This window comes from Salisediminibacterium halotolerans, assembly GCF_003814815.1.
Lineage (GTDB): Bacteria > Bacillota > Bacilli > Bacillales > Salisediminibacteriaceae > Salisediminibacterium > Salisediminibacterium halotolerans.
Genome location: NZ_RKQQ01000001.1, coordinates 281479 through 305459 on the forward strand (window position 1 = coordinate 281479; position 23981 = coordinate 305459).

Genomic DNA, 23981 nt, shown 5'->3' on the forward strand with positions numbered 1-23981 from the left:
CCTTTCATGATTTACAAGTTAATTCGTGATAAGAAGAAACGGTAAAATCCGCTTCTGTTAAATGCGCCGCTGAATCAGCATATGTAACGATCCCGACGGTTGAGCACATCCTCCCTCTTCGGCCGACGATCATATCTGAATTGGTGTCGCCGATCATCATCGTCTCTTCCAAACGAACATCTAAACGTTCAGCCGCAAGTTTCACCATATCCGGGTACGGCTTCGTGCGCTTCACCTCATCAGCTCCGATAACCGTGTCAAAGCAGCGATCGATGCCAAGTTTTTGTAAATGAGCTGCAGCTGTTTTCGAATCATCCGCAGTAACGACAGCCGTTTTAACACCGGAATTTTTTAATGAGCGCAAAAATTCATGCGCTCCCTCGACCGGCTGCAAATTTCGAAGGTGATCAGCCGTTTCATCGAGATGATCCATTCGTTCGATCACTTCATGAAAAGCGCGGTGCCAAGGTTTGCCGTGAACATAAAGCACATTCGCCAAAATAGAACGGACATCTTGCATGCTCCCGATTGCCAGCGGGCCTTCCGGGTCGACCGTGCCGTTCGCCAGCGAGATGCCGAGCGATTTCTCCGCATCGTTCCCGCTCATTTGATCAGGGAAGACCGTCATTAAATGTTGAGCCCACGGAAGCCATATCGATGAAAAATCGATCAGTGTCCCGTCTTTATCAAAAAAGACGGCCTGCACCGGGATCCTCCTGCCATTAATCTGAACCGTTGCCATTGATACCCTCCTTTTCCGCATCGTGTTAAGTAAATATAAAATATAAAAAATTTATTTAACAACAACGAACATTCTATTCATTTCCCGCGGGAAAGTAAAACCGCACAAGCGGCTTTCACACGTGAACAAATGCTCTGACAGAATACTAGCTGTTTATATCTTCCTAACTAACGGCAAGTTCTTTGCTATATCTCGCCCATTCACAAAATCGAAACATTTTTGAGATTTTTTCATATTCCCTTTCATGCTTTTTGGTGAAGGATAGACTCATTTTTCTTTTAACATCTGCTCAACCGCTTATCAGACAAGTTTATCTTCGCTCTTCCCCCTAAGAAAAATTTTCAAAAATAAGGCTAAAATCTTATACATTTTCTCATATTCCATTTATTGTTGATTATTCTGTTGATTTTATTGAACTTCGTTCGTTTAAACAGCGTTATTTCATGAAACGTCCTAAATCTTTTGTTCGATATTGATCACGGGCGCTAGTCTTTTAGGTTGACAGTCGTCTGACTTGTCTGACAACGGGAATTGTTTTCTTTGATCAAGAACGTTAAAATGAAACCGCTCGCAATAATTGCGGCTGAAACATATACTTAAGGAGGCCATGATGAAATGAGATTTTACCGAACATTGACAGGCATGTTGACAATCGGATTGATCGCTTCAGCCACGACAGCTGCAGCCAACAACGGTCAAAGCCAAGGACCGCCGGGGAATGGAAATGACGCTCCAGGAAACAGCGGCAATACGCCGAACGGGCCGGATCGAACTGTCGAGAGCGTGAATACGTTAGATCCATCCAGTTTCACCGTCTCGTTTGACAAAACGTTTCCTGCCGGGCTCGATCTGGAACGGGTCACCGACATTGAAGCAAAAGATGACGACGGTAATGCGATTGATATTGGCGAGACAGATGTTGAAGTGCATGAAGACGACCGCTCTGAAATCACCGTTACGCACGATGATTTGACCGATGAAAGCGGAACATTGACTGTCGGCGGTGAGTCATCTGATTTTAATTATGGCTCATTTGATATGAATATTTTCCACACGAACGATCTCCACGGCCGAGTCGACATGTATCCGCAAATGATCACGACATTAAATGAAGCGCGTGACACATACGGCGACGGGCTGACGCTCGAAGCAGGCGACATTTTCTCCGGTACGCTTTATTTCAATGAATTCCGCGGTCAGGCGGCATTATCATTTATGAATCTAATGGATTATGACGCTTTTGTTCCGGGCAACCATGAATTCGATCTCGGCGATCCTGATGAAGGTCATCCAGAATTCGCCGAATTTGTAGAAAATGCTGAATTCCCGGTTGTCGGCGCGAACATGAACTTTGATAATGACCCTTCTCTTTCCGGACTGGCAGAAGGCGGAATCAGCTATGAAGCAGAAAACGGCGTCATTTATGACGGCATCGTTGAAGAACATGACGGCGAAGAAATCGGGATCTTCGGCTTAAATACAGAAGATACCGAAAATATCTCCAGTCCGATGGATGTAACGTTCTCTGATTATGCTGAAGCTGCTGAAGAGATGGTTGCTCAGTTTGAAGATGAAGGCATCAATAAAATTGTCGCCCTCACCCACCTTGGCTACGACAGCGATCCAAGTGTCGGCAACGACCTTCGCCTCGCTGAACAAGTCGAAGGGATCGATGTCATTGTCGGCGGACATAGCCATACAGAGGTAGAGCCTCCGACCCTTGTGGAAGAAAATGCCGACGGCGACGCGATTGAACCGACCGTTGTTGCTCAAGCCGGTGAATACGGTCAACACGTCGGTGTAATTGACCTGACGTTCGATTACAGCGGATCGGTTGAACGTGTGGACGGCGAACTGCTCGCAACCGACGAACGCGAAGCCGATCCGGACGCAGCCGATCAGCTTGAGCCGTATACAGAACAAATTGAAGAAGTGCAAAATGAGCCGGCAGGGTCCTACGTCGTTAACGAATTGCCGAACCCGCGTCTCGGGGACGGCAGCGACGTCAGCGTTCGCGCGAATGAAACAGCACTCGGAAACTTAATTACAGATGGACAGCTTGACGCAGCACTCGATACAAATGATGAAATCATTATGGCCGTGCAAAACGGCGGCGGCATCCGCGCGCCAATTGCCCAAGGCGAAGTGACAGTCGGCGAACTGATCGAAGTACAGCCGTTCGGCAACCGGCTCGCTACATTAGATTTGACCGGTGAAGAGTTGTATGAAGCCTTCGAGACAAGCGTTGCTGATGCTCCGAATGAGAACGGCGGCTTCTTGCAAGTCTCTGACGGCACGCAGCTGACGTATGACAGCGACAATGAACCGGGCGAGCGCGTTGAAGCGATTGAAGTCGATCTCAACGGCAATGGCGAATACGAAGAGATTGCCCGCGATGACGAGATGCATACGATCGCAACCAATAACTTCACCGCCACCGGCGGCGACGGATATGATACTTTCGCTGAAGCTTATGATGAAGGACGCGGAACGATTGTCGGCTTTACCGACTGGGAGATGCTCCGCGATTACATGGCAGAACTCGGCGATGTGGACTATGAAGTCGAAGGCCGGATTAACGATCTTGCTGCCAGCGACGAATAAAACAGACGAATAAAAATTAAAAAGCCCGGTCTCTTTGAGTGAGCACCGGGCTTTTTATACAAACAGATCGGTATTCTTCTTTATAGATAATGAATTTTTACACAGGGGGACAAGATTGATGTCAATTAACCGATATTTTTCCTTAACGATGACAGCTGTAATGCTCGGATCGATGTTTGCACCGGCAGCCGGCGCACAAGCAAGTCCCGGCGGCGGTCCGCCCGACCATGCGAATTCACAAGGACCTGACCGCACCGTCGAAGGCGTGAATGTGCTTGATTCGACGACATTTGAAGTCGAATTCGATAAAACTTACCCCGCCGGTATCGACATCAGCCGAATGATCGAACCGTCCGTCGCGCTTGAAGACGGAACGACCGTCGAACCGGAACTGACGGATTATGAGGTCAACGAGGACGACCGGAGCACGGTGACCGTCGAACATACTGATGATGATTTAGCAGAGCTTGCCGGCACCTTGCTCGTCGGGGACGAAGAAGATACGTTTGATTTCACGCCTGACGATGAATTTGACGGCTCAACCATTCAGGAAGTGCGCGATCAGCCGGATGAAGAACATACGATTCAAGGAACGGTCACCGCTGCGTTTGAAGAAGGCGGCGCCACAAACATGTACATCGAGGACGATACAGCCGCCATCGTCATCCGCGGCGAAAACCTCGGTAATCTGTATGACCGCGGCGATCTTGTTGAAGCAACTGGAACTGGTGATGATTATTACGGCATGCTTCAGTTTCCAACAGACGAAGAAAATACTGAATTGATCGAAGAAGACGCCGGCTTGGTTGAACCTGAAATGATAACGTCAGAGAAACTGCGCGAAAGCGGCGAAGATTACCATGCGCAGCTCGTTGAAATGACCGATGTTGATGTCGCGGACAATTTTGATTTTGACGATTACAATGCATCAGACTCCGCCGGAGAGTTCGTTATGCTCGGCAATCATGCAAACATTAGCGAAGAGACGAACTACGACAGTGTTACCGGGGTCATCAATTATAATTTTGGTGTTGATAAGCTGATGCCGCGCGATAACGCTGATCTTGTTGAAGATGCTGATCGTGTTCAGCCTGTTGAAGCCTCACCGGAAAGTACGAATGTCGCTGAAGGCACAGAAGTCGAGCTGAACACCGCGACGGAAGATGCAACAATTTACTATACGCTCGACGGAACGGATCCAACTGAGGACAGTCAAGTATATGACAGCCCGATCGAATTAACTGAAGACACTGAAATCCGGGCGATCGCCGTTGCAGATGAGCTTGAAAACAGTGCAATTGCTTCGTTCGAATACACGATCAGGCCGGAAGCCGGCGAGCTTGAAATTTATGATATTCAAGGTGCCGCGCACACATCCCCGTATGAAGGAACGCAAGTAACTGAGGTTCCGGGAATCGTTACGCATGTGGAAAACAACGGCTATTACATGCAAAGTGAAGAATCCGACGGCGATAACAATACATCTGAAGGGATTTATGTCTACCATTACGGGCACGACGTCTCCGAAGGCGATCTCGTGCATACGAGCGGCGAAGTCGTTGAATACGAAGAAGACGGTTTTGACGGCAACAATGACTTAACAACAACACAAATCGCTGCTGATGAGTCGGCTGTCCAATCTTCAGGCAACGAGCTGCCAGACGCGGTCGTAATCGGCGAGGACCGGCAGATTCCTGAACAGACGGTCGCCGACCCGGACACATACGATCCAGAAGATCCATCGACATTTGATGCTGACGTGAATGCGATCGATTTTTACGAGAGCTTGGAAGGAATGAAACTGGAAATTCCTGAGCAGGTGACCGTTACCGGTCCGCAATCATACGGAGAATTGACCGTTGTCTCGGAACAGTGGGACATTGATAACCGAACGCCTGAAGGCGGGGTCTATTTAACAGAAGACGAAGACAACCCGGAAATTATGTTTGTCAATGTACCACGAGATACTGTCGCGAAAACCGGCGACTATTTTGATGAATCGGTCACCGGTGTTTTGACGTATGATTTCAGCAATTTTAAACTCGAGCCTGTTGACGGCGGCCTCCCGGAGCTTCAAGAAGGCGATGCGGAACGCCGGGAAAATACGACGATTGAATTTGACGAAGATCAATTGACCGTTGCGACCTACAATGTGGAGAACTTCCATCCGGACGCCGATGATACGCGGCGCGAACGGTTAGCTCATTCAATGGCGAATGAACTCGATGCACCGGATGTGATTGCTTTAGTCGAAGTGATGTCCAACAGCGGGGACACCGATGACGGCACCGTTGAAGCGGACGAAAGTTATCAGACGCTGATTGATGAAATTGCTGCTCAAGGCGGCCCCGATTATGATTACATCGATATCCCGCCAAAAGACGGCGTTGACGGCGGGATCCCCGGCGGCAATATCCGTGTCGGTTACATTTACCGCACAGACCGGGTTGAAATCCCTGACGGCGAGATCGGCGGTTCAACGGACGCGCTCGAGTTCGATGAAGACGGTGAACTGAACTACGTCACCGGCCGAATTGATCCGGAAAACGACGCATTTGAAAGTTCACGCGTTCCGCTAATGACAGAATTCAACTTCAAAGGTGAATCAGTTTATGTCATCGGCAACCACTGGAACTCAAAACGCGGAGATGAAGCGCCGATGAGCATGGACGCGCCGGCCGAACAAAACAGCCGCGAGCAGCGCGATCAAATCGCTACCGTCGTGCGTGATTTCGTCCGCGAATTGGAAGAAAATAAAGAGCAGCCGAACGTTGTTGTCGGCGGTGATTTTAACGAATTCCCGTGGGCTTCGCCGGTACAAATTCTTGAAGACGACGGCATGCTCTACAACGCTATTTATGAACTGCCGCGCGAAAACCAATTTACGTACAACTATGAAGGCAATGCCCAATCACTCGACTCCATTCTTGTATCTGATCATTTACAGGACGGACTCGATGTCGATGTGATGAACATTAACTCGAAGTTTATGGAAGAACACGGACGCGCCAGTGACCACGATCCAATGGTTGTTCAGCTGGACGTTCCCGACATCGATCCGGACTATGATTACGGCGATACTACAGCGCCGGAAATTACATTTGAAGATGCTGCGCTTAATGACGATCCTTCGATGACGCTCGAAGTCGGCGAAGAATTTGCAGTTCCGGCTGTCACAGCCGAAGATGAAACCGATGGGGATTTAACCGATGAAGTCAACATTGAAAACAACGTTGACACATCTGAATCCGGTGACTACGAAGTCGTCTACAGCGTCACAGATGAAGCCGGAAACAAAGGAACTTTAACGCTCGAAGTCCGCGTCTTGACAGATGCTGACGGACTCGAAGACTTAGCCAACGGCGATTTTTCTGACTGGACAGACGGTATGCCTGACGCTTGGAACGGAGAGGCAACCAATTTCCCGGACAGCCGCGTAAGTCAAAGTGACGAGGCTGTTACCGGCGACTACAGCCTCGCACTTGAAAACACGACGGCGAGTCACAACCGTTTCACAACAGAAAGCTACGCGATCGCTGACGGGACAACGTATGAAGTTTCCTACGAAGTAAAAGGATCCGGCAACATCCGTAATGCGATGTACGCGCCTGATTATCACGGCAACGGCTACAGCGGTTACTCGGATTATACAGAAATCAGGTCAGATGATGACTGGGAGACAATTACCTGGGAATATGAAGCACCGGGAGACGGCGAAGCTGAACTGATCTTCTCTGCTTCTGATGCGGAAAATCTCGTGATCGATAACGTTGAAGTTGAAGTTGCTGAATAAGTACTCTGATTCTCCTGCCTTTCGAGGCGGGAGAATTTGTGATTGCTGGGGTTTTTCCTGTATACTGTATAAATCACCTTGTACAGGAGGAACTTTTATGAACGTCACACCAAACACGAAAACATGCCGCGAATCAAAAGTAATCAAAACCGGCCGCGTCTTCCCTGAAGATACGAACAATCACAATACAATGTTTGGCGGCAAACTGATGCGCGACATTGATGATGTTGCTTCCATATCGGCAGCGCGGCATTGCCGCTGTGAATGCGTCACAGCTTCAACAGACAGCGTCGACTTTTTAGAACCGATCCGAAAAACCGATTCCGTCTGCCTTGAATCGCACGTTACCTGGACAGGACGAAGTTCGATGGAAGTATTTGTCAAGGTCGTCGCTGAAGATTTGCGCACAGGAACCCGGCGCGTTGCGGCGCACAGTTTTTTAACATTCGTCGGCTTAAAAGATGACGGTACACCAGCGGAAGTGCCTGATGTCGTACCGGAATCAGACGAAGAATTATACTTGCATAATTCCGCGCCGGCGCGGATCCAAATCCGCCAAGAACGGCGGGCGCACAGTAAAGAACTGGCGAAGATACTTGATGAAAACAAACCGTGGGATAACTGAATTAAACGCAAAAAAACCGAAGGGCTTTCCGCCCTTCGGTTTTTATTTCGCAACAGCCGGCTGTTTGCAATTCAGCTGCTCAATCTCAAGGTTGATGGCTTCGATCGGATCCATTGCATGCTTATTCAGGCATTTTATTGCCCACTCATAATGGATTCCTTGGATAAACACCGGGATCTCGCGGATATTCAGTGTTCGCGCTGCAGCAAGTCGGTGTTTGCCGCAATCGACAACTTTGAGAAAATTACCATGCCGGTCAATCACAACTTTAATCTCATCCACTTCTTTAAAATCATGATACACCGGTTTGGCATTTAATTGTTTTTGGCTTAAATAACCGTATTTTTTGATGCGGTCATAAACTTTTAGATAACGTTCCGTACGCAGATTTTTTTCATTATAGATGTACGGAAAGATTTTCGCTTTATGCTGGTCCCAATCGCCGTCTTCAACAAACCGTTCTTTAAACAGATCACGGCCCGCGGGGGTTACATATGAAAGACCTAAATCACGTGCATAATGGGTTAAATCTTCCATCGGAATATAAATCGAACGATGAATGTTCATATAATGAGAAATATTGTATAAGGCCTCTTCATCACTGCTTTTTTTCGTTCGCTTTTCATACTCTCTGAGCGAACGCTTAACCGCTTGCTGATGCTGGTATTGTTCAAATGACTCTTCTCCGGTACTGAAACGGACGATCAAATTTTTTACACGTTTTTGGTATTTATCAAGCATTGTATCTCTCCTCTCTACAATGTGATCTCACCCTACTCTCGTGGCAATCGTCAAAGAACATGTTAATTTACTAAAATTATACATTAATACGGTTGCTATTAAAAGGGTATATGTCAGAAATTTTAAAAATATTTCAACTTTATGACAACAGAAGATAAAAATGCCGTGTGCAGAACACACGGCAAGTCGGGATTAAACCCTAGAGTTTGCGCCTTGTTCAGTTAAGCCGAGCACGACCCATCCTTCTTCCGGCCGCCATGACGTATGGTTATATGAAAACAGCGGATAAAGCTGAGATTTTATATAAATCGAAGCGGAAATTTGTTCCCAGCCGCCCGGATCGGCTTCTTCTGTTGCTTCAAGCATCATGACAGTTTCAAAGATTGTCACCATTTTTTTCGCCGCCGGTTTGATTTTACGCGTTTGTTCGTAATCGCTAAGGGCGGTGATTTCGTCTAATTCATCCGCCAATTGCGCAATCATCGAGCGTACATTTGCGAGCAGCTTCGGATCTGTTACATAACATCTCGCGGCTTTTTCTTCCATACGGCGAATAAATTCTTGATGAATCGCGTACTTATTCATCAGCCGCAACACTTCTAAGCCGAGAATATTACTCGTTCCCTCCCAAACGGTCAATACTTGGGCGTCTCTTAACATCCGCGGAGTGACAAAGTCTTCAATATAACCGTTTCCGCCGTGCATCTCAATCGCTTCGTGAGCAAATGAAATCGACTGATCCGCTGTTTCCGCTTTGATTAAAGCGATCAACAGCCGCAAATAGGCTGTTTCGCTGCCGCTTGTTTTCCCTTCGTAATAAAAAGAAAGATCGTACTCTTCAATCAAATGAAAAACACTGTACAATTCTGCATCGAGTTTAATCTTCATTTTTGTCAGCGTATCTTGAATCATCGGATAGTCAATCAGCGGTTTAGCAAATGCTTGGCGCGTCTCTGCGTACGTGTATGATTCAAGGTACGACCGTCGCATAATCCCGAGCGATGCCACTGCATTACTGATGCGGGATAAATTGAGCGCTTCCATCATATAATAAAAACCATCTTCCGCTTTGCCGACAAGATATCCTTTTGCCCCGTCCAATTCCACTTCTGCTGAAGGGACAGCCTTCACCCCGAGCTTGTCTTTCAGACGGCGAATCGAAAGGCGGTTGCGCGTTCCGTCTTCGTGTTGCCAAGGAACAAGAAAGAGGGACAGCCCTTTTGTTCCCGGCTTCGATCCGGCAATCCGTGCGAGCACCATCGCGACTTCTGCGCGACCGGCGTTTGATGCAAAATATTTTTCACCGTAAAGACGGTAGGAGCCGTCTTCAGCTTCCAGCGCTTCCGTTTCATTCGCGCCGACATCAGAACCCCCTTGCCGTTCCGTTAAAAAGGTTCCCCCTTCATACATTTCTTTTTCTCCGGTTGATAATATATGCGGGAGGAATCGTCTTTTCAGTTCGTCATCACCGTAAGAATCCAGTAAATACGCCGTTGCCATCGTCAACGTCACCGGGCAGTAAAATCCCGGTTCGGCTTGCGAAAGAAGGTATCCTTGTGCGAAGGAATAAAAGTAGTTGCCTTTTCGGCCCAGCTCGGGTATTTCCCGGTGCGGATAGGCAACAATCCCGCGGCGGTAGATATCATCAGCCGTTTGCCGATACCCTTCATTCACCCAAACGTACGATTGATCTTCACCAAATCGGTCATATTTCACTAACTTCGGCTCACCGTCATTGTCTGTATGCGCCGCCCGCTCATCAATCCGTCCCGCCGCTGCACTTCCCAAGTCTGACAACTCACCTTCCGCCCAGTTAAACAGTTCGGGGTCCATCATCCGCTTCAGCATTGCGCAAAACGTACGGTCTTCTGTGAAAAAATTCATTCGCCGACCCTCCATTTTTAAGATAAACAGGCAAAGAAATCGTTTACATATATTTACCACTTTTTCAGTTTTGGCAAACTGATTTATCTAACCAGCAAAAAAATCCGGTCCTGGTCAGATTACAAAAAATCCCTCCAATGCATATTTTTATGCACTGGAGGGATTTCTTCTTATTCTGCAGCGGCTGCTTCTTCGAGCGCATTGACGCGATCAGCTGTTTCACCTTCATACTCGCTGTAATGTTCTTTAAGCGCAGCAATAATTTCCGATGTTCGTTTAAAATCATGAAGTTCATCATTTAATTCGAAGAACGCCCAGAAGTCAATCAGAGCTTCAGCCGGAATTTCTCCTTGCCAAGGATCTTCGCCGCTTTCCGCTTCCAAAATATCTGATGCTGCCAATACTAAGGAGGGATAATCAAGCTCGAGCATGTAAGGCATGCTGTTGAACGTCGTCTCGAGCGCCGCTTCATAAGCTTCGTTCATGCTGTCTTCACCGTCGGTTGATTCCTCAATCCCTGCAAGCAGAATCCGGCTGAACATGACCGGGAAATGATGATACTCTTGACCGCTGCCTGCATTCTCTGTCAACGGATTTTCCGCCTCTTCATAATATTCTTCTGCCGCATCCGTTTCGTCAACCTCATCGGTTGATTCCTCAATCACTGCCTCCTCTTGCAAGGATTCGTCCAGCCCTTCTTCCAGCACTGTTTCCGAAGCAGGATCAGATTCTGCGCTGTCTTCGCCTAACAATTCCTCAACGAGCTGTTCTTCAAGTGCTTCTTGATCGCTCTCGGCCGACCCTTCACCTGACAAGTCTGATTCTTGCCTGCTCATGCCCGGCGCTAAAGCATCTTCTTCTGTCTCGGGCACCCCGCCGGCATTCGGTTCACTTCTTGGAACATCTCCAGCATCCGTCGTTTCCCCGCCAATAAAACCATTGCCGCTTTCTGTATGAGAACGGTTTGTACGGTTAGCTCCGTTTTCCCCGTTCATTCTGCTGTCCCGGTTCATATCCCGATCCGCAGAAGAATCATCGGAAAACGCCCCCCACTGCTGATCGAATCGTTTATTATGACCGAAACCGTCATCAGTTGCTTCAACACTATTCGTCAGCGGTGTGAAAAGCAGCCCGATTGCCGCCGTCATACCGGCTAAGCTGAAATACATGTTTACTTTCTTCATTTAAAACAACCCCGCAAATAAATTTCCGATCGATGAAAAGAACGAGCGAATCGTGCCTAAAAAACCGGTCCCGCCTGAACCGTCGGCAATCGCGTCTTCGAGTTTTTCAGACAGCTCGGCCGCCTCATCGTGCAGATGGTCGTAATGCGTTTCGAGCACGGCAAAAACAAGATCGCTTTGTCCGTAATCTTGCAGGTCCTCCGATGCTAAGAAAAACGCCCATAGCTCTGCTAATTCCTCTTCATCTGCAGAACCGTTCCACGGATCATCGCCCGGTTCTGCCTCTAAAATATCTCGAGCTGCAAGCAAGATCGCTTGATAATCGGTCGTGATCGCTCCGTTGACATTCTCATACTCTGTTTCGATCGCGGAACCGAATCCGGGCCGAAACGTCTCGTCTCCTTCCAGTTCGTCCACTTCGGAAGTTTCCTGAGCTAATGCGAGACGTTCAGCACGAAGGTCAAATAACGTGTCATCGTTGAGGAAAAAATAAGCACGCTTTTCTTCCTCATGCTCATCCGTTTCATTTTCCTCCGCATTGTCATTCGATTCATTTTGCTCGTTTTCTTCATTGTTGTCATTATCAGAATCGTTTTCATTATTCATTTCGCTATTCGCGTTTTCAGAAGCAGCGTTACCGTTCTCGGCTTCGTTGTCACCGTTTTCGCTCAGGGGAGTGTCGGTTTGTTCAGCAGAGCCGCTATTCCCCTGCGGCCCATCATTCGTCGACTGGCCGCCGGTACCGCCGTTTTCTGATGTGTTGCCGCCGTTCCATGTATTGTTAGTATTATTGCCGCTGTTTTGCTGATTTGGCTGCCAGTTCGTATTCCCGCCGGATGATCCGCCGCTTGTACCGCCGGTATTTTGATTTGTTCCGCTGTTTGTATTACCGGTGTCCGTTGTCCCGTTTGATTGATTTGTGCTGCCCGTATTATTCAATCCGCCGCTGTCAGACGTGTTCTGGCTGTTTGTATTCGAACTGTTTTCATTGGAGGAATTGCTGCCGGATGAGTTATTTCCGGATCCGCTGTTATTGGTTGAATTCGAGTTCCCGGAATCGGCTGAATTGTTTTCGCCGTCTGTATTATTGCCCGAATTGTTACCGGCCGGCTCATTGTTTGCCGCCGTATCGTCTTCATTTTCACTTCCGCCGTTGTTTTCCGGCGGTGTCCAATTCCAATTATCATTTTCAAAATTATACGAATTGCCGCTGTTATCGTTATTCGTCTCTTCTGCCGTTACAGCCGCCGCCCCGAAGGCGAACACGAGCGCTGCGAAACCAATCGATAATGAATATTTTTTCATCAGCAACCCCCTCCTTTTTCCCATCCTCTCATACTCGAGAACTACATTACTTCTATATTACCATAAATCCCCTGTATTTGAATCCCTATCGTCATAAATTTTGATCTGTCACAAATCTGTGCGAAGCGGGCGGCTTAAATCGAAGGATTTCCGGGTATGAGATAAGGCAGACGAGGTTTAAACAAAGGTGGGGTTGAAATGGCGACAGAAGAGTATTCACAGCGGATCACCCGGACAAAAGAGAAACTTTCAGTCACGATTCCGCCGGAGATTGCCGAATATTTAGCGGTTAATCAAGGCGATGAGGTATCGTTTCGGATTGAGAATAAGCAGGTGGTGATCCGTCCGGAGCGTTCGCTTGATCTGAGCGGGATGGACGATGCAGACGAAGATTTTATTGACGGGATGCGGCACGTGCTTGATCAGTATGATCAAACGTTTCGTACGCTTGCAGATCGGAGGGGCGGCTGATGCGGTATGTGCTCTTGCATGAATTGAAGTGGATTAATACGCTTGTGAACCGGATTTATTCGCCTGATCAGCCGTTCGGCGTTCGCGATGAAGAGGCACTGGTTGATGCGGCGGAACGTCCGATTCAAAGCCTATTCGGCGAGGAAGCTTTCCCGACGTTTTGGCTGAAGTGTGCTGCGCTGTACAGCACGGTTTTAAAAAACCGGCCGTTTTATTACGGCAACCGGCGCACTGCGTTTGCGGCGCTTGTATTGATGCTGTATTTAAACGGTTACCGGCTGACAGCAAGCGAAAACCGGGCCGAGGAGTACACCCGGCACGTTTGGGTGAATAAACCGTCGATCGGCGAAATTTCCGCTTGGATTGAGAAATATGCTGAACCGGTTAGAAATACAGAAGAATAAACGATAACTATAAACAAACCGCGAACGTGATTGAGTCAATCAGGGGTTCGCGGTTTTTTCGCTTCGAATCGTTTCTGCATAAGTTACACTTGCGACAACCCGAGTTTGCGCGCGAGCGGTCCGAGCGTAAAGCCGTGAATCGTCACGGTAATAAAGACGAGCGCGAGTGTGAGCGGAACGAAAATCTCCGCATCGGTAAAACCAGCGTCGACAAGAATCGTTTCAAAATAACTGCTCACCGTGAGTGCTACGATTCCGCGCGGTGCGATCCAGCCGACGATTGTTTTTTCCCGCGCCGGAATTCCTGTATTGGCAAGTCCGAGCCAGACGGAAAGCGGGCGGACAAGCAAAATCATCACCGCGACGAAGACGAGCAGGCGCCAATCCAGCATCGTCATCGCTTCTGCGCGCGTGACCGATGCCGTTAAAATAATAAACACAGCTGAAATAAGCAGCACTGATATGTTTTCTTTGAAATGACGGATATTTTCAAAAATATGCCGGTCGAGCCCCATGTTGGCCAGCGCCATGCCCATCGCCGTCACGGTCAGCAAGCCGCTTTCCGGCATTAACAGGTTGGACGCGCCGAACGCGAGCACGACAACGGCGAACATCATCGACGTCTGCATGAAATACGGCACCATCTTGCGCTCGAACATCCGCCCCATCGTATGACCGAGCAAATAACCGCCGACCGAAGCAATGATCGCTGAGCCGAAGAAGGCAGCAAGGGCAAAAATGTCCGTAGCGCCGGTTAAGACGAGGCCGATTTGAAACGCAAACAACGCATACAGCGGACCGATCGGATCAACAACGATTCCTTCCCAGCGTAACAGCGCCGACGGACGGTTTTGCAAATTGGCTTGACGAAGAAGCGGCATGATCACTGTCGGTCCCGTCACGACAAACAATCCGCCGATCACAAATGCAACCGTCCACGACAGTCCGATAATAAAATGCACCGCCAGCGCCGTCATTACCCATGATAACAGCGGCACAACCGTGATCATCCGCTGGACCGGCTTGCGAAAACCGAGAATTTCTTCCCTGTCCAAACTCATACTGCCTTCAAACAATATGATCGCAACTGCCAGTGACACGAGCGGCTTCATTAAATCGCCAAACACTTCTTCCGGATTTAACAGCCCAAGCCCCGGACCAAGAAGCATGCCCGCAACTGTCATCACAACAATCGCCGGCATCCCCCAGCGCCAAGAAACCCAGTGCGAAACCATCCCCGCAAATAAGAACAATCCCATCGTTACAACTGTCAATTCCATTTACAACACCTCCGCTCGGCTGAAAACCGCATAAATAATCTATGTAAAATTCGCCCTTTCACACACAGCCCGAACATTATAAACGCTATAAAGATCCTCATGCAATCGTAAACTGTCTATTAACAGTAAAAAATAAAGACCCCTGCATCAGCAGGGATCTTTATATCGATCATGACAGTTCAAGCTCTTTGATCCGGTCGATCTGCTCATTATGCTTCAAGGCGGAACGTTTTTTATCCGGACGGCTTTTCGCAAGTTCTTTGCGATAAATCTTCTCCGTTAAATACATGAAATACAGCGTCTTGCGCGAGTACTCATTGTAATAAAGACCGAACGCCCGGAACAGCTTGTCAAAATAAGGGTCAAAATCGCCGTGAAAATAGTCTATCAAGCCAATTTTATGCGGTTCGCTTCGTTCGTCGATTTTATCTTGAAACCAATGGAATAAATCGAAGCCGAGCAAATATTTCATTGACTGGTCCCAACCGGTAAAATAAATCTTATCGTCATCGTCACAGCAGATTAAAATATTGTCCGAATGCATATTGCCATGCTGGCGGATATGCGGAAACGGCGTGCGTTTCACGAGTTCCGGAATCGCCGTGTCCAACAGCGCGGCTGTTTCAACGAAAGCACGATCCGAACCGATTCTTGCGAGCTTCGCTTTAACGTTTCCGTAACTGACCGATATTTCCTCGCCGCACGTTTGCGCATACTCATAATAGTTACTGAACAGACGGGCTGTCACTTTATCATAATGAGCAAACGTCCAGTCTTTTTTTCGCATGAACGGAACAAACTGTTCAGAACAAATCCGGCGCTCCAAATCAATCGTGTTCACCTCAGTCAGCTGGAAGAAATCGCGAAAATACGTATCGTTTGCTGCGTATTTATACACATCATGGTCTCTTTCGAACAGGGTAAGCACTTCTTCCTCTTCAAACTTAAACACTTTTGCTTCGGCCTTCCCCGTCTCATCGGCTGATGTGATGACATAATAGACAGTTCCGCCGTCATCATCGGCTTTTTTTTCAATTTTGCACGTCGGATTGCCGAGATTCAAATATACGCGCCGGCCGTCAAATGAGACTGCGGCTCTTTCGTGCTCCAGGCCAAAATATTGGCTGACATAGCGGATCGTGTCTGCATCAACACGATAAATGAGTTTTAAATCGGGTGATAACGCGTACGTTCCCGGCTTCATGTTCGCTGCCCTTTCCTTAAAACGCTGTTTCAGTTTGGACGTTTCTCTCGTATGACGCACTAAATCAGCGATCACCATTGGTCACAGCCCTCCCCCTCATGGATTGATTGCGAATACACAGTTGAACCATCTATTTTAAATTATACTATATCAAGAACAATAAATGTTAAATATTTTCATTTATCTCCTCATATCATCCAAAAAAACGTCCGCAACCGAAGCTGCGGACGTTTTCCTTCACTGGGGGAGCTTATACTATTTTGTTACGCTTTGCCGCGATACGCTTGATTGTGCTGCTTTAACGTGTCATCGGAACCGAAAAGGAAGTGTTTTTGCATATCCGGCGAATAACGGGAATTGATCGCCTCAAGCCCGACTGCTTCGGTGACAGAGCGGATCATCGCCGGCGACGCGCCGCAGCACAGTCCGATATAGTTCACACCGGCTGCTTTCGCTTCTTTTGCCCATTCAGCTATTTCGTAACGGTTAACGTAGAGCGGGTCAAGCGATGTCGGAAACGTCGTCTCGGTCGGGATGCAGCACGTGCAGCCTTCATCCGGCAAATTGAAAAAGGTCGGATGCTCTTCTGTCGTGCGGTACGGAACCGGAAGCGCCCCTAAATGACCTTTGACCGTTTTGGCAATTTTTTCGATATACGGCTGCATTGTCGCCGGACCGCGGAAGCAGTTCATCCCGACTACAAGCGCGCCGGCATCTTCTAAAATTTTGCACGATTCCTCGACGGAATAACCGTCGCGCATTTGATTTTCGCCCATCATCGCGAGCATAATCGCTGCCGGCAAGTCGGCTGCCAAAATTTCCTCAAGGGCAATCATCGCCTCCTCATGGTAGTAAAATGTTTCACCGGCGATGAAATCGACGCCTTCTTCTTTACACCAGCCGATCATTTCACGGAACATCATGCGGACATCCTCTTTTGACTGCGGGTCTTCCGGATCGAAAATGTTCGTGTTCGAAATATTCCCGGCGACAAGCGCCTCTTCATTCGGATGTTCAGCGGCGACTTCTTTCGCGAGCCGAATCGCCTGACGGTTTAACGGCTCAAGCTGGTCTTCTTTGCCGATAATCCGCATTTTTTCACGGTGGGCGTTATATGTAAACGCCAATACTACATCGGAACCGGCATACATAAAATCACGGTACACCGACTTTAATACTTCCGGATTTTCCAGTGATACTTCCGGGACAAACGAACCCGCCTGCAAATAGCCGCGCCGTTCCAATTCAAATAAATATCCTTCTGCCACAATGACAGTGCCGTCGTTTAATCGCTCTGCTAAACTCCGCTTCGCCATCTTGATGACCTCCTTGTTTTCTTATATATTCACTTAACTTAACAGGAAACAGATGTCATTGTAAACGACTGAACAAGAAAAAGGCGAAAAATTTTGTTTTTTTATCGAAAAGACCGATAACGCGGCCGTAAAAAAGACTCAGCCACGGTAAAAGCGGCCGTTATGGCGCCGGTTTTCTAGGCTGTCGACAAACGATAATTTTGACGCAAGCCATGAATCCACTACCCTCCGCTTGCCCCGGGCAAGGACTCAGCTAGTATTCGTCTCTTGCTTTCCCGGAGGCGCCGGAGGAGTGGATGCACAGCTTCCTTTCTTGTGAATATACTCGATTCAAAGAGGGACGATGCGTCGTCATCCGGTCTTTAAACGAGTTGACGTCTGATGATGCTTTTACTTTGTCTGCAATCTAAAAGACTGCCCGCAGGCAGTCTTTTTATATCCGTAGAATTGATTACTCTGTTACCAATTCCAAATCAACGCCGACAAAATCCTCGACATCTTCACCGTTAAGGTAACTTACCGCTGCGTCCAGTGCTTCTTCTGCAATAAGACCCGGCTGCTGGGCAACTGTTCCGGAAAGACGTCCTTCTTCAACAGCATCGACCGCATCATCGGTCGCATCAAAACCGATAATTTCTAAGTCTTCGCGGTCAGCCCCTTCAGCGGCTTCGAGAGCTCCCAATGCCATCTCATCGTTATGCGCAAATACTCCTTCAATCCCTTCATTTCCTTGCAAAATATCTTCCATGACAGAAAGCCCTTCTGAGCGGTCAAAATCGCCTGCTTGAGAAGCTACAACATCCAGTTGATCGTCAGCAATATTGTTAAAGCCTTCACCGCGTTCCGTGGCCGCAGATGAACCAGGAATTCCTTCAATTTCGGCAACCTCTGCTCCTTCACCGACTAAGTCAACGAGAAGTTCCGCGGCCATTTCGCCGCCTTCAACGTTATCCGAAGCTACGTGTGTCACTACCTCGCCGCCTTCTGAGCCGCGGTCGACGGTAACAACGGGAATGTCTTCAGCATTAGCCAATTCAATCGAACTGACAACCGCATCAGAATCTGTCGGGTTGATCATTAATAAATCAATATCTTGCTGCATCAAATCTTCCACATCATTGATCTGCGTCGCATCATCATCTTGGGCATCAGCTGTGATCAATTCCACCCCTAATTCATCCGCATAATCAGACGCCGCTTCTTCTAACGACACAAAGAATGGATTATTTAATGTTGATACAGAAAACCCAATGGTATATTCTTCGTCTCCATCAGCCTCTGCATTGTTATTTCCTTCGTTTCCGCCTCCGTTATTATTCTCCTCGACGGGCGACTCGGTTGAACAAGCAGCTAACAGCATACCTCCGGTTAACAAAACGGACAACGCTTGAATTTTTTTCATGTTGTTTCTCCCCTTTTTCTTAAGATTTTTTTCGATCTACCATGACCGCGAATAAAATGACACTTCCTTTAACAACTTGCTGATAAAATGAGCTCACCCCCAACAAATTGAGACCATTATCAATAACTCCTATGATCAAGGCACCGATAAGCGTGCCGACGATCCAACCTCTTCCGCCTGTAAGGCTCGTTCCTCCGAGCACAACAGCAGCGATCGCATCGAGTTCATACATTTGTCCGGCTGTCGGCTGCGCGGAGTTCAAACGTGAAGTTAAAATCATTCCGGCTGTCGCCGCTAAAAAACCGGTTAAGGAATAAACATAAATCTTGATTCGGTCAGCTTTAATCCCTGATAACAAAGCCGCTTCTTCATTACCTCCGACAGCATAAACGCGGCGGCCGAACGTCGTTTTCTTCAATATCAAATAGAGAATAACGAATGATAATATCATTGTGATCGCAGGCACAGGCACCCCTAAAATGTAACCCCGGCCGTACATTTCAAATGCAACAGAATCACCCAGACCGGTTACAGGACGTCCGTCAGTCAACACAAGCGTCAAACCGCGGTATATCGTCATCGTTGCCAACGTTGCAATAAACGGCGCTACTTTTCCTTTCGCGATAAACACCCCGTTTAACGCCCCTAGAACGGCACCTGCTAAAAGAGCAAGAAGCATCGCCAAAATCGGATCGACTCCCGCTGCCATTAAGGAGGCTCCGACTGCAGATGACAGTGCCAATGTTGAGCCGACCGATAAATCGATCCCGCCTGTTAAAATAACGTATGTCATGCCAAAAGCGATCAACGCATTAACAGACACTTGACGTAATAGGTTAAACAAATTTGTCGGCGAGAGAAAACTCGGATTCAAAATCGAAACGATCGCTACAATCAAAAGCAAGCCTATTAGCGGGCCGATCGTCCGCAGCACTGTCGACAATTGTTTATTTTTCATGAAATGACTCTCCTCCCGTGGCATAGTGCATGATTCGCTCCTCTGTCAGTTCAGACCGCTCCAACACGGTCTGCATCTTGCCTTCAAACATGACACCGACCCGTGAACTCATGCCGATCACTTCCGGAAGCTCCGATGAGATCATAATGATAGCCACACCGTGTTTGGCAAGCTCATTCATAATCGAATAAATTTCTTTTTTCGCGCCGACATCCACGCCTCGCGTAGGTTCATCCAAAATCAATACACGCGGAGTTGTATAAAGCCACTTCGCGATCACCACTTTTTGCTGATTACCGCCGCTTAACGACTTGGCGGACTGTCCTGGCCCCGATGTCACAATGCCGAGTTTCTTGACCAGCTCATCGTACAGCTCACGTTCTTTGTTCGCAGATATCCACGTCCGCTTTGAGATCTCGTTCAAATTTGTCATGTTTAAATTGTCTTGAATCGAAAAATGAACGACGAGTCCTTTTGACTTCCGGTCTTCAGAAACAAACCCGAACCCTTTTACGATCGAATCGTGCGGATGTTTTAAGTTGATTTCTTCCCCGTCAAGAAATACTGCGCCGCTGTCTTTTTTTCGATAACCGAACAGTGTTTCAACAACCTCAGAGCGTCCGGCCCCCATCAGACCGGCGATACCGAAAATTTCTCCTTCACATACTGAAAACGAGACGTCTTCGAAAAGTCCTTTTTTCGCCAACTCTTTAACTGCGAGCTTTTCCGCTCCCGGCTGCAATTGATAATCGGGAAATTGATCACCTAAATCGCGCCCGACCATCATTTTAACGATCCCGTCGAAATCGGTCTCAGCGGTTTTTCGTGTGCCGATATACTCGCCATCGCGCAAAACTGTGATACGATCGCAAAGTGAAAAAATCTCCTCCATACGATGCGATATATACACAAACGAAACACCTTCAGCTTGTAAATCACGAATAATCTTAAAAAGCGTCTCTATTTCACGCCCCGTCAGCGCAGCCGTCGGTTCATCCATAATAATTAATTCCGCTTTTGTCTCCAGTGCTTTTGCGATTTCAATAATTTGCTGCTGCCCAACCGATAAGCTGCCTGCCCTCGTTGTCGGGCTGACGTTTAAGCCCAATTTCCCCATGACTTCAGCCGTTTTCCGGTTCATGTCTTTAGTTTTCAGCCACGGAGAACGTCCTGCTGTTTCTTCTTTTCCGAGGTAGAAGTTTTCGGCAACCGACAGCTCAGGCAAAATATTTAATTCTTGATGAATGACGGCAATCCCGTCACCTTCCGCTTCTTTCGGGTGACTGTATTCGATTTCCCTCTCCTTCACGCGAATGGTACCAGCGTCGCTCTCATGAATTCCGGTCAAGATTTTTATTAACGTCGATTTCCCCGCACCGTTTTCACCCATAAGCGCATGAATTTCTCCTGACGCGACATGAAAATCAACACTTTTCAGCACTTTATTTGCGCCGAACGATTTATCAATTCCTCGCATTTCAATCATTTGATCACCCCCCCTATTCGGCTTAGCCGAAAATGACCCCTGCCTGTAAAATCACATTTGCAAAAGGCGTATTCTCGCCAGTTCGAATCACCGCTTTGACGTTGGCACAATCTTTTTTCAACTGTTCATGCTTTACCCAAGTAACAGGCGGTTGATATGTTTCGGTAAAATGAAGATATAAACCTGGATTCGCCTCCTTCATCTCTTCGGCGGCAAGCAAATGCTCCACTTCCATTTCTGCCAGCACTACGTCCAAGACATCCGTAAACGAAGGGGTTCCCAGTTTCAAACTGAGGTCAATACATTTTACGCCGTCCGGGATCGGCAGACCGCAATCCGCCACAACGATTTGGTCCGTGTGACCAAGCTTTGCCAGCACTTCAGCAATATCACGATTCAAAATTCCATGCTTTTGCATACTCAGCCTTCCTCCTTCAACAGTTTTTCTACCGCTTCACGATCGGGCATCCCTTCTTGCGCACCGAAAACTCTTACTGAAAGCGATGCAGCAGCATTGGCAAACTTAACAGCATCATACATTTTTTGCTTTTCAGCCAGAGCTACGGTCAAGGCCCCGTTAAATGTGTCTCCCGCCCCTGTTGTGTCGACAACGTCAGCCGCAAACGCCGGAACAGTTATTTCCTGATCCGTTTGATAAAACAACGTGCCGCCCGCGCCTTTTGTAACGATCAATTTTCGCTCAAGCTCTTGAGTATCATCGCGCTGAAAAAGCTGCGCAAACTCCGTTTCATTCGGCGTGATCCAGGCGGCCTTCATCCAAGTTTGTTTGTCAAGCTCTGCTGCCGGGGCCGGGTTGACAATGACCGGGACTCCCCACTCGGCACATTTATTAACTAAATAAGCAATCGTATCCAGCGGGATTTCCATTTGGACGAGTACGGCGTCGCTCATTTTGAGACGCTCCTCGTTGCGGTCAATACTCCGGCGGTCGACTGTGCTGTTTGCCCCGGGTGTGACGATAATCCGGTTATCTCCGCCGGAAAGCAGGATCGTCGCAACGCCGGTCGAAACATCTGTAACCGGTTCCACACCATCCAAAAAAAGAGATTCCTTAGCTAAAGTATCCAGCAACGTCTTTCCAAATACATCGTTGCCGACCGCCCCAATTAAAGCTGTATCCGCTCCGAGTCTTGCGGCTGCGACCGCTTGATTGGCTCCCTTCCCGCCGGAAAATGTCGCAAATGTTCCGCCAATCAGCGTTTCGCCTTGGTCTGGAATCCGTTCTGTTTTGGTGACCATATCCAAATTAATGCTTCCTACAACCGTTACTTTAGGCCGTCTCATCTCTTTTCTCCTCCTTAAGTCGTCTCTCTGATAATCAACGAAACCGGAAAAATATGCTCGCAGCTCTCACTCTCACCGTGCTCAATCTGCTGGATTAAAAGCTGCGCCGCTTTCTCGCCCATTTGATAGATCGATTGCTGCACGGTAGTTAACGAAGGGACAAGCATATTACAGAGCGGGATACCGTCAAAACCGATCACTTTCACGTCTCCCGGAACGCTTCTCCCCGATTGCGCCAAAGCTTGCATCGCGCCGGCTGCGGTGACATCACTGGCTGCAAAGATCCCGTCAATATCGGGGTGATCGGCCAGCAGCTTCATTGTTTCTTTTTCTGCCTGTTTAATCGAGAAGTTTGTTTGAACAACCACGCTTCGAAGTCCTTTTTCCTCAATCACTTCTTCAAACCCGGCCGCTCGATCGTCTGCCGGGCGAACGCCGGCCGGGCCTTTTAAATGAGCGATAAATGAACAGCCGCGTTCGGCCAAGTGAATTGTTGCCTGCCGGGCGCCGTTTTTATTGTCTGACGCAACGGTCGGAATATGTTTGCCGATTACCCGGTCAAGCGCAACAATCGGCATATCCCATTGCGCATAATCACTCGCTGATTGACTGCTCGCTGTTAAAATAATCCCGTCAACATATTTTTGCTTCAGTGCGTCAAAATAACGTTTTTCTTTTGCTTCTTCTTCATCCGTATTACAAAATACCACTGTATACCCCGACTCAAGAGCAACATCTTCCACTGCCCGGGCCAATTCAGGGAAAAACGGGTTTGTGATATCCGGCATGAATAACCCGATCATACCGGATGTTTTATGATAAAGTGATCGCGCGACGGAATTCGGCTGATAATTCAATTTCTCGATCGCGTCGAGCACTCGCCGGCGCGCCTCTGCACTTGCATACCCTCTGTCATTCAATACTCTTGATACCGTCGCCACAGAAACCTCTGCGTATTTAGCTACGTCTTTAATCGTTGTCATAAAAAGTCCTCCGATCTGTAACCGGTTACACACATAGTAAACGCTTACATTTTTGTTGTCAACCTGTCTCCGATAATCAATTTATTTCAATATGCCTACGCCGTTGCGAGCAAGAAAAGAGTGCTGGTTCATCCTCCCAGTTTCAAACAGCGCAGTTTGAATATTATTGTGCAAAGTAAGAAAGCCGCGCATCCGCTTCTTCCGACGCCTCCGGGAAAGCAAGAGACGAAGATCCGGATTCGGCGGCCTGAGGCCGCCGAATCCTAGCTGAGTCCTTGCCCGGGGCAAGCGGAG

At 48.1% G+C, this 23981-nt stretch carries 19 protein-coding genes; 5 read left to right on the forward strand and 14 right to left on the reverse strand.

The window, feature by feature from the left end; translation table 11 throughout:
* Positions 1 to 4: 4 nt before the first annotated feature.
* Complete coding sequence (locus EDD67_RS01285) at positions 5 to 742, reverse strand: HAD family hydrolase (RefSeq protein WP_158638177.1); 738 nt, start codon at positions 740 to 742, stop codon at positions 5 to 7.
* 615 nt (positions 743 to 1357) lie between these two features.
* Between EDD67_RS01285 and EDD67_RS01290 the strand changes: the two genes are divergently transcribed.
* From EDD67_RS01290 to EDD67_RS01300, 3 genes are all read left to right on the forward strand, one after another.
* The gene (locus EDD67_RS01290; protein WP_199739582.1) at positions 1358 to 3346 is read left to right on the forward strand and encodes a bifunctional metallophosphatase/5'-nucleotidase; all 1989 of its coding nucleotides are present in this window, start codon (positions 1358 to 1360) and stop codon (positions 3344 to 3346) included.
* A gap of 118 nt (positions 3347 to 3464) precedes the next feature.
* Complete coding sequence (locus EDD67_RS01295; RefSeq protein WP_121439375.1) at positions 3465 to 7139, forward strand: chitobiase/beta-hexosaminidase C-terminal domain-containing protein; 3675 nt, start codon at positions 3465 to 3467, stop codon at positions 7137 to 7139.
* 97 nt (positions 7140 to 7236) lie between these two features.
* Positions 7237 to 7764, forward strand: a complete 528-nt coding sequence (locus EDD67_RS01300; protein ID WP_093073019.1) for an acyl-CoA thioesterase — start codon at positions 7237 to 7239, stop codon at positions 7762 to 7764.
* 42 nt (positions 7765 to 7806) lie between these two features.
* On the opposite strand, the gene EDD67_RS01305 is transcribed toward EDD67_RS01300, so the two are convergent.
* The 4 genes from EDD67_RS01305 to EDD67_RS01320 all read right to left on the reverse strand — a co-directional run bounded on the left by EDD67_RS01305 (position 7807) and on the right by EDD67_RS01320 (position 12878).
* Positions 7807 to 8505, reverse strand: coding sequence for a hypothetical protein (locus EDD67_RS01305; protein ID WP_121439376.1), 699 nt, complete (start codon positions 8503 to 8505; stop codon positions 7807 to 7809).
* A 192-nt stretch (positions 8506 to 8697) separates the two neighbouring features.
* Entirely contained in the window at positions 8698 to 10389 is a 1692-nt protein-coding gene (locus EDD67_RS01310) for an acyl-CoA dehydrogenase family protein (protein ID WP_121439377.1), read from the reverse strand.
* A 170-nt stretch (positions 10390 to 10559) separates the two neighbouring features.
* On the reverse strand, positions 10560 to 11573 hold the full coding sequence (locus EDD67_RS01315) for a hypothetical protein (protein ID WP_121439378.1): 1014 nt from the start codon (positions 11571 to 11573) through the stop codon (positions 10560 to 10562).
* The gene (locus EDD67_RS01320; protein ID WP_121439379.1) at positions 11574 to 12878 is read right to left on the reverse strand and encodes a hypothetical protein; all 1305 of its coding nucleotides are present in this window, start codon (positions 12876 to 12878) and stop codon (positions 11574 to 11576) included.
* Between the two features lie 198 nt (positions 12879 to 13076).
* Here EDD67_RS01320 and EDD67_RS01325 point away from each other — a divergent pair, with 198 nt between their 5' ends.
* Positions 13077 to 13349 carry an AbrB/MazE/SpoVT family DNA-binding domain-containing protein gene (locus tag EDD67_RS01325; protein ID WP_121439380.1) on the forward strand — a complete coding sequence of 91 codons (273 nt, stop codon included), beginning with the start codon at positions 13077 to 13079 and terminating at the stop codon, positions 13347 to 13349.
* A complete protein-coding gene (locus tag EDD67_RS01330) occupies positions 13349 to 13753 on the forward strand; it encodes a type II toxin-antitoxin system death-on-curing family toxin (protein WP_093073013.1) in 405 nt (134 codons plus the stop codon). Before EDD67_RS01325 ends, EDD67_RS01330 begins: the two co-directional genes overlap by 1 nt.
* Before the next feature lie 83 nt (positions 13754 to 13836).
* Here EDD67_RS01330 and EDD67_RS01335 read toward each other — a convergent pair whose 3' ends face one another.
* The 9 genes from EDD67_RS01335 to EDD67_RS01375 form a co-directional block, all read right to left on the reverse strand.
* The gene (locus EDD67_RS01335) at positions 13837 to 15033 is read right to left on the reverse strand and encodes a cation:proton antiporter (RefSeq protein WP_121439381.1); all 1197 of its coding nucleotides are present in this window, start codon (positions 15031 to 15033) and stop codon (positions 13837 to 13839) included.
* Positions 15034 to 15202: 169 nt separating this feature from the next.
* Positions 15203 to 16315: a hypothetical protein gene (locus EDD67_RS01340; protein ID WP_121439382.1), complete on the reverse strand. Its 1113-nt coding sequence runs from the start codon at positions 16313 to 16315 to the stop codon at positions 15203 to 15205.
* 185 nt (positions 16316 to 16500) lie between these two features.
* Complete coding sequence (locus EDD67_RS01345) at positions 16501 to 17553, reverse strand: homocysteine S-methyltransferase family protein (RefSeq protein ID WP_093073010.1); 1053 nt, start codon at positions 17551 to 17553, stop codon at positions 16501 to 16503.
* Between the two features lie 451 nt (positions 17554 to 18004).
* The gene (locus EDD67_RS01350) at positions 18005 to 18955 is read right to left on the reverse strand and encodes a D-ribose ABC transporter substrate-binding protein (protein ID WP_093073009.1); all 951 of its coding nucleotides are present in this window, start codon (positions 18953 to 18955) and stop codon (positions 18005 to 18007) included.
* A 19-nt stretch (positions 18956 to 18974) separates the two neighbouring features.
* Positions 18975 to 19913 (reverse strand): ABC transporter permease subunit, encoded by a 939-nt coding sequence (locus EDD67_RS01355; RefSeq protein WP_121439383.1) that lies wholly within the window; start codon positions 19911 to 19913, stop codon positions 18975 to 18977.
* Positions 19903 to 21399 carry a sugar ABC transporter ATP-binding protein gene (locus EDD67_RS01360; RefSeq protein WP_121439384.1) on the reverse strand — a complete coding sequence of 499 codons (1497 nt, stop codon included), beginning with the start codon at positions 21397 to 21399 and terminating at the stop codon, positions 19903 to 19905. Before EDD67_RS01360 ends, EDD67_RS01355 begins: the two co-directional genes overlap by 11 nt.
* A 22-nt stretch (positions 21400 to 21421) precedes the next feature.
* Positions 21422 to 21817 carry a D-ribose pyranase gene (gene rbsD / locus EDD67_RS01365; protein ID WP_121439385.1) on the reverse strand — a complete coding sequence of 132 codons (396 nt, stop codon included), beginning with the start codon at positions 21815 to 21817 and terminating at the stop codon, positions 21422 to 21424.
* Positions 21818 to 21819: 2 nt separating this feature from the next.
* The gene (gene rbsK, locus EDD67_RS01370) at positions 21820 to 22704 is read right to left on the reverse strand and encodes a ribokinase (protein WP_121439386.1); all 885 of its coding nucleotides are present in this window, start codon (positions 22702 to 22704) and stop codon (positions 21820 to 21822) included.
* Between the two features lie 14 nt (positions 22705 to 22718).
* Positions 22719 to 23687 carry a LacI family DNA-binding transcriptional regulator gene (locus EDD67_RS01375; protein ID WP_121439387.1) on the reverse strand — a complete coding sequence of 323 codons (969 nt, stop codon included), beginning with the start codon at positions 23685 to 23687 and terminating at the stop codon, positions 22719 to 22721.
* Positions 23688 to 23981 lie beyond the last annotated feature (294 nt).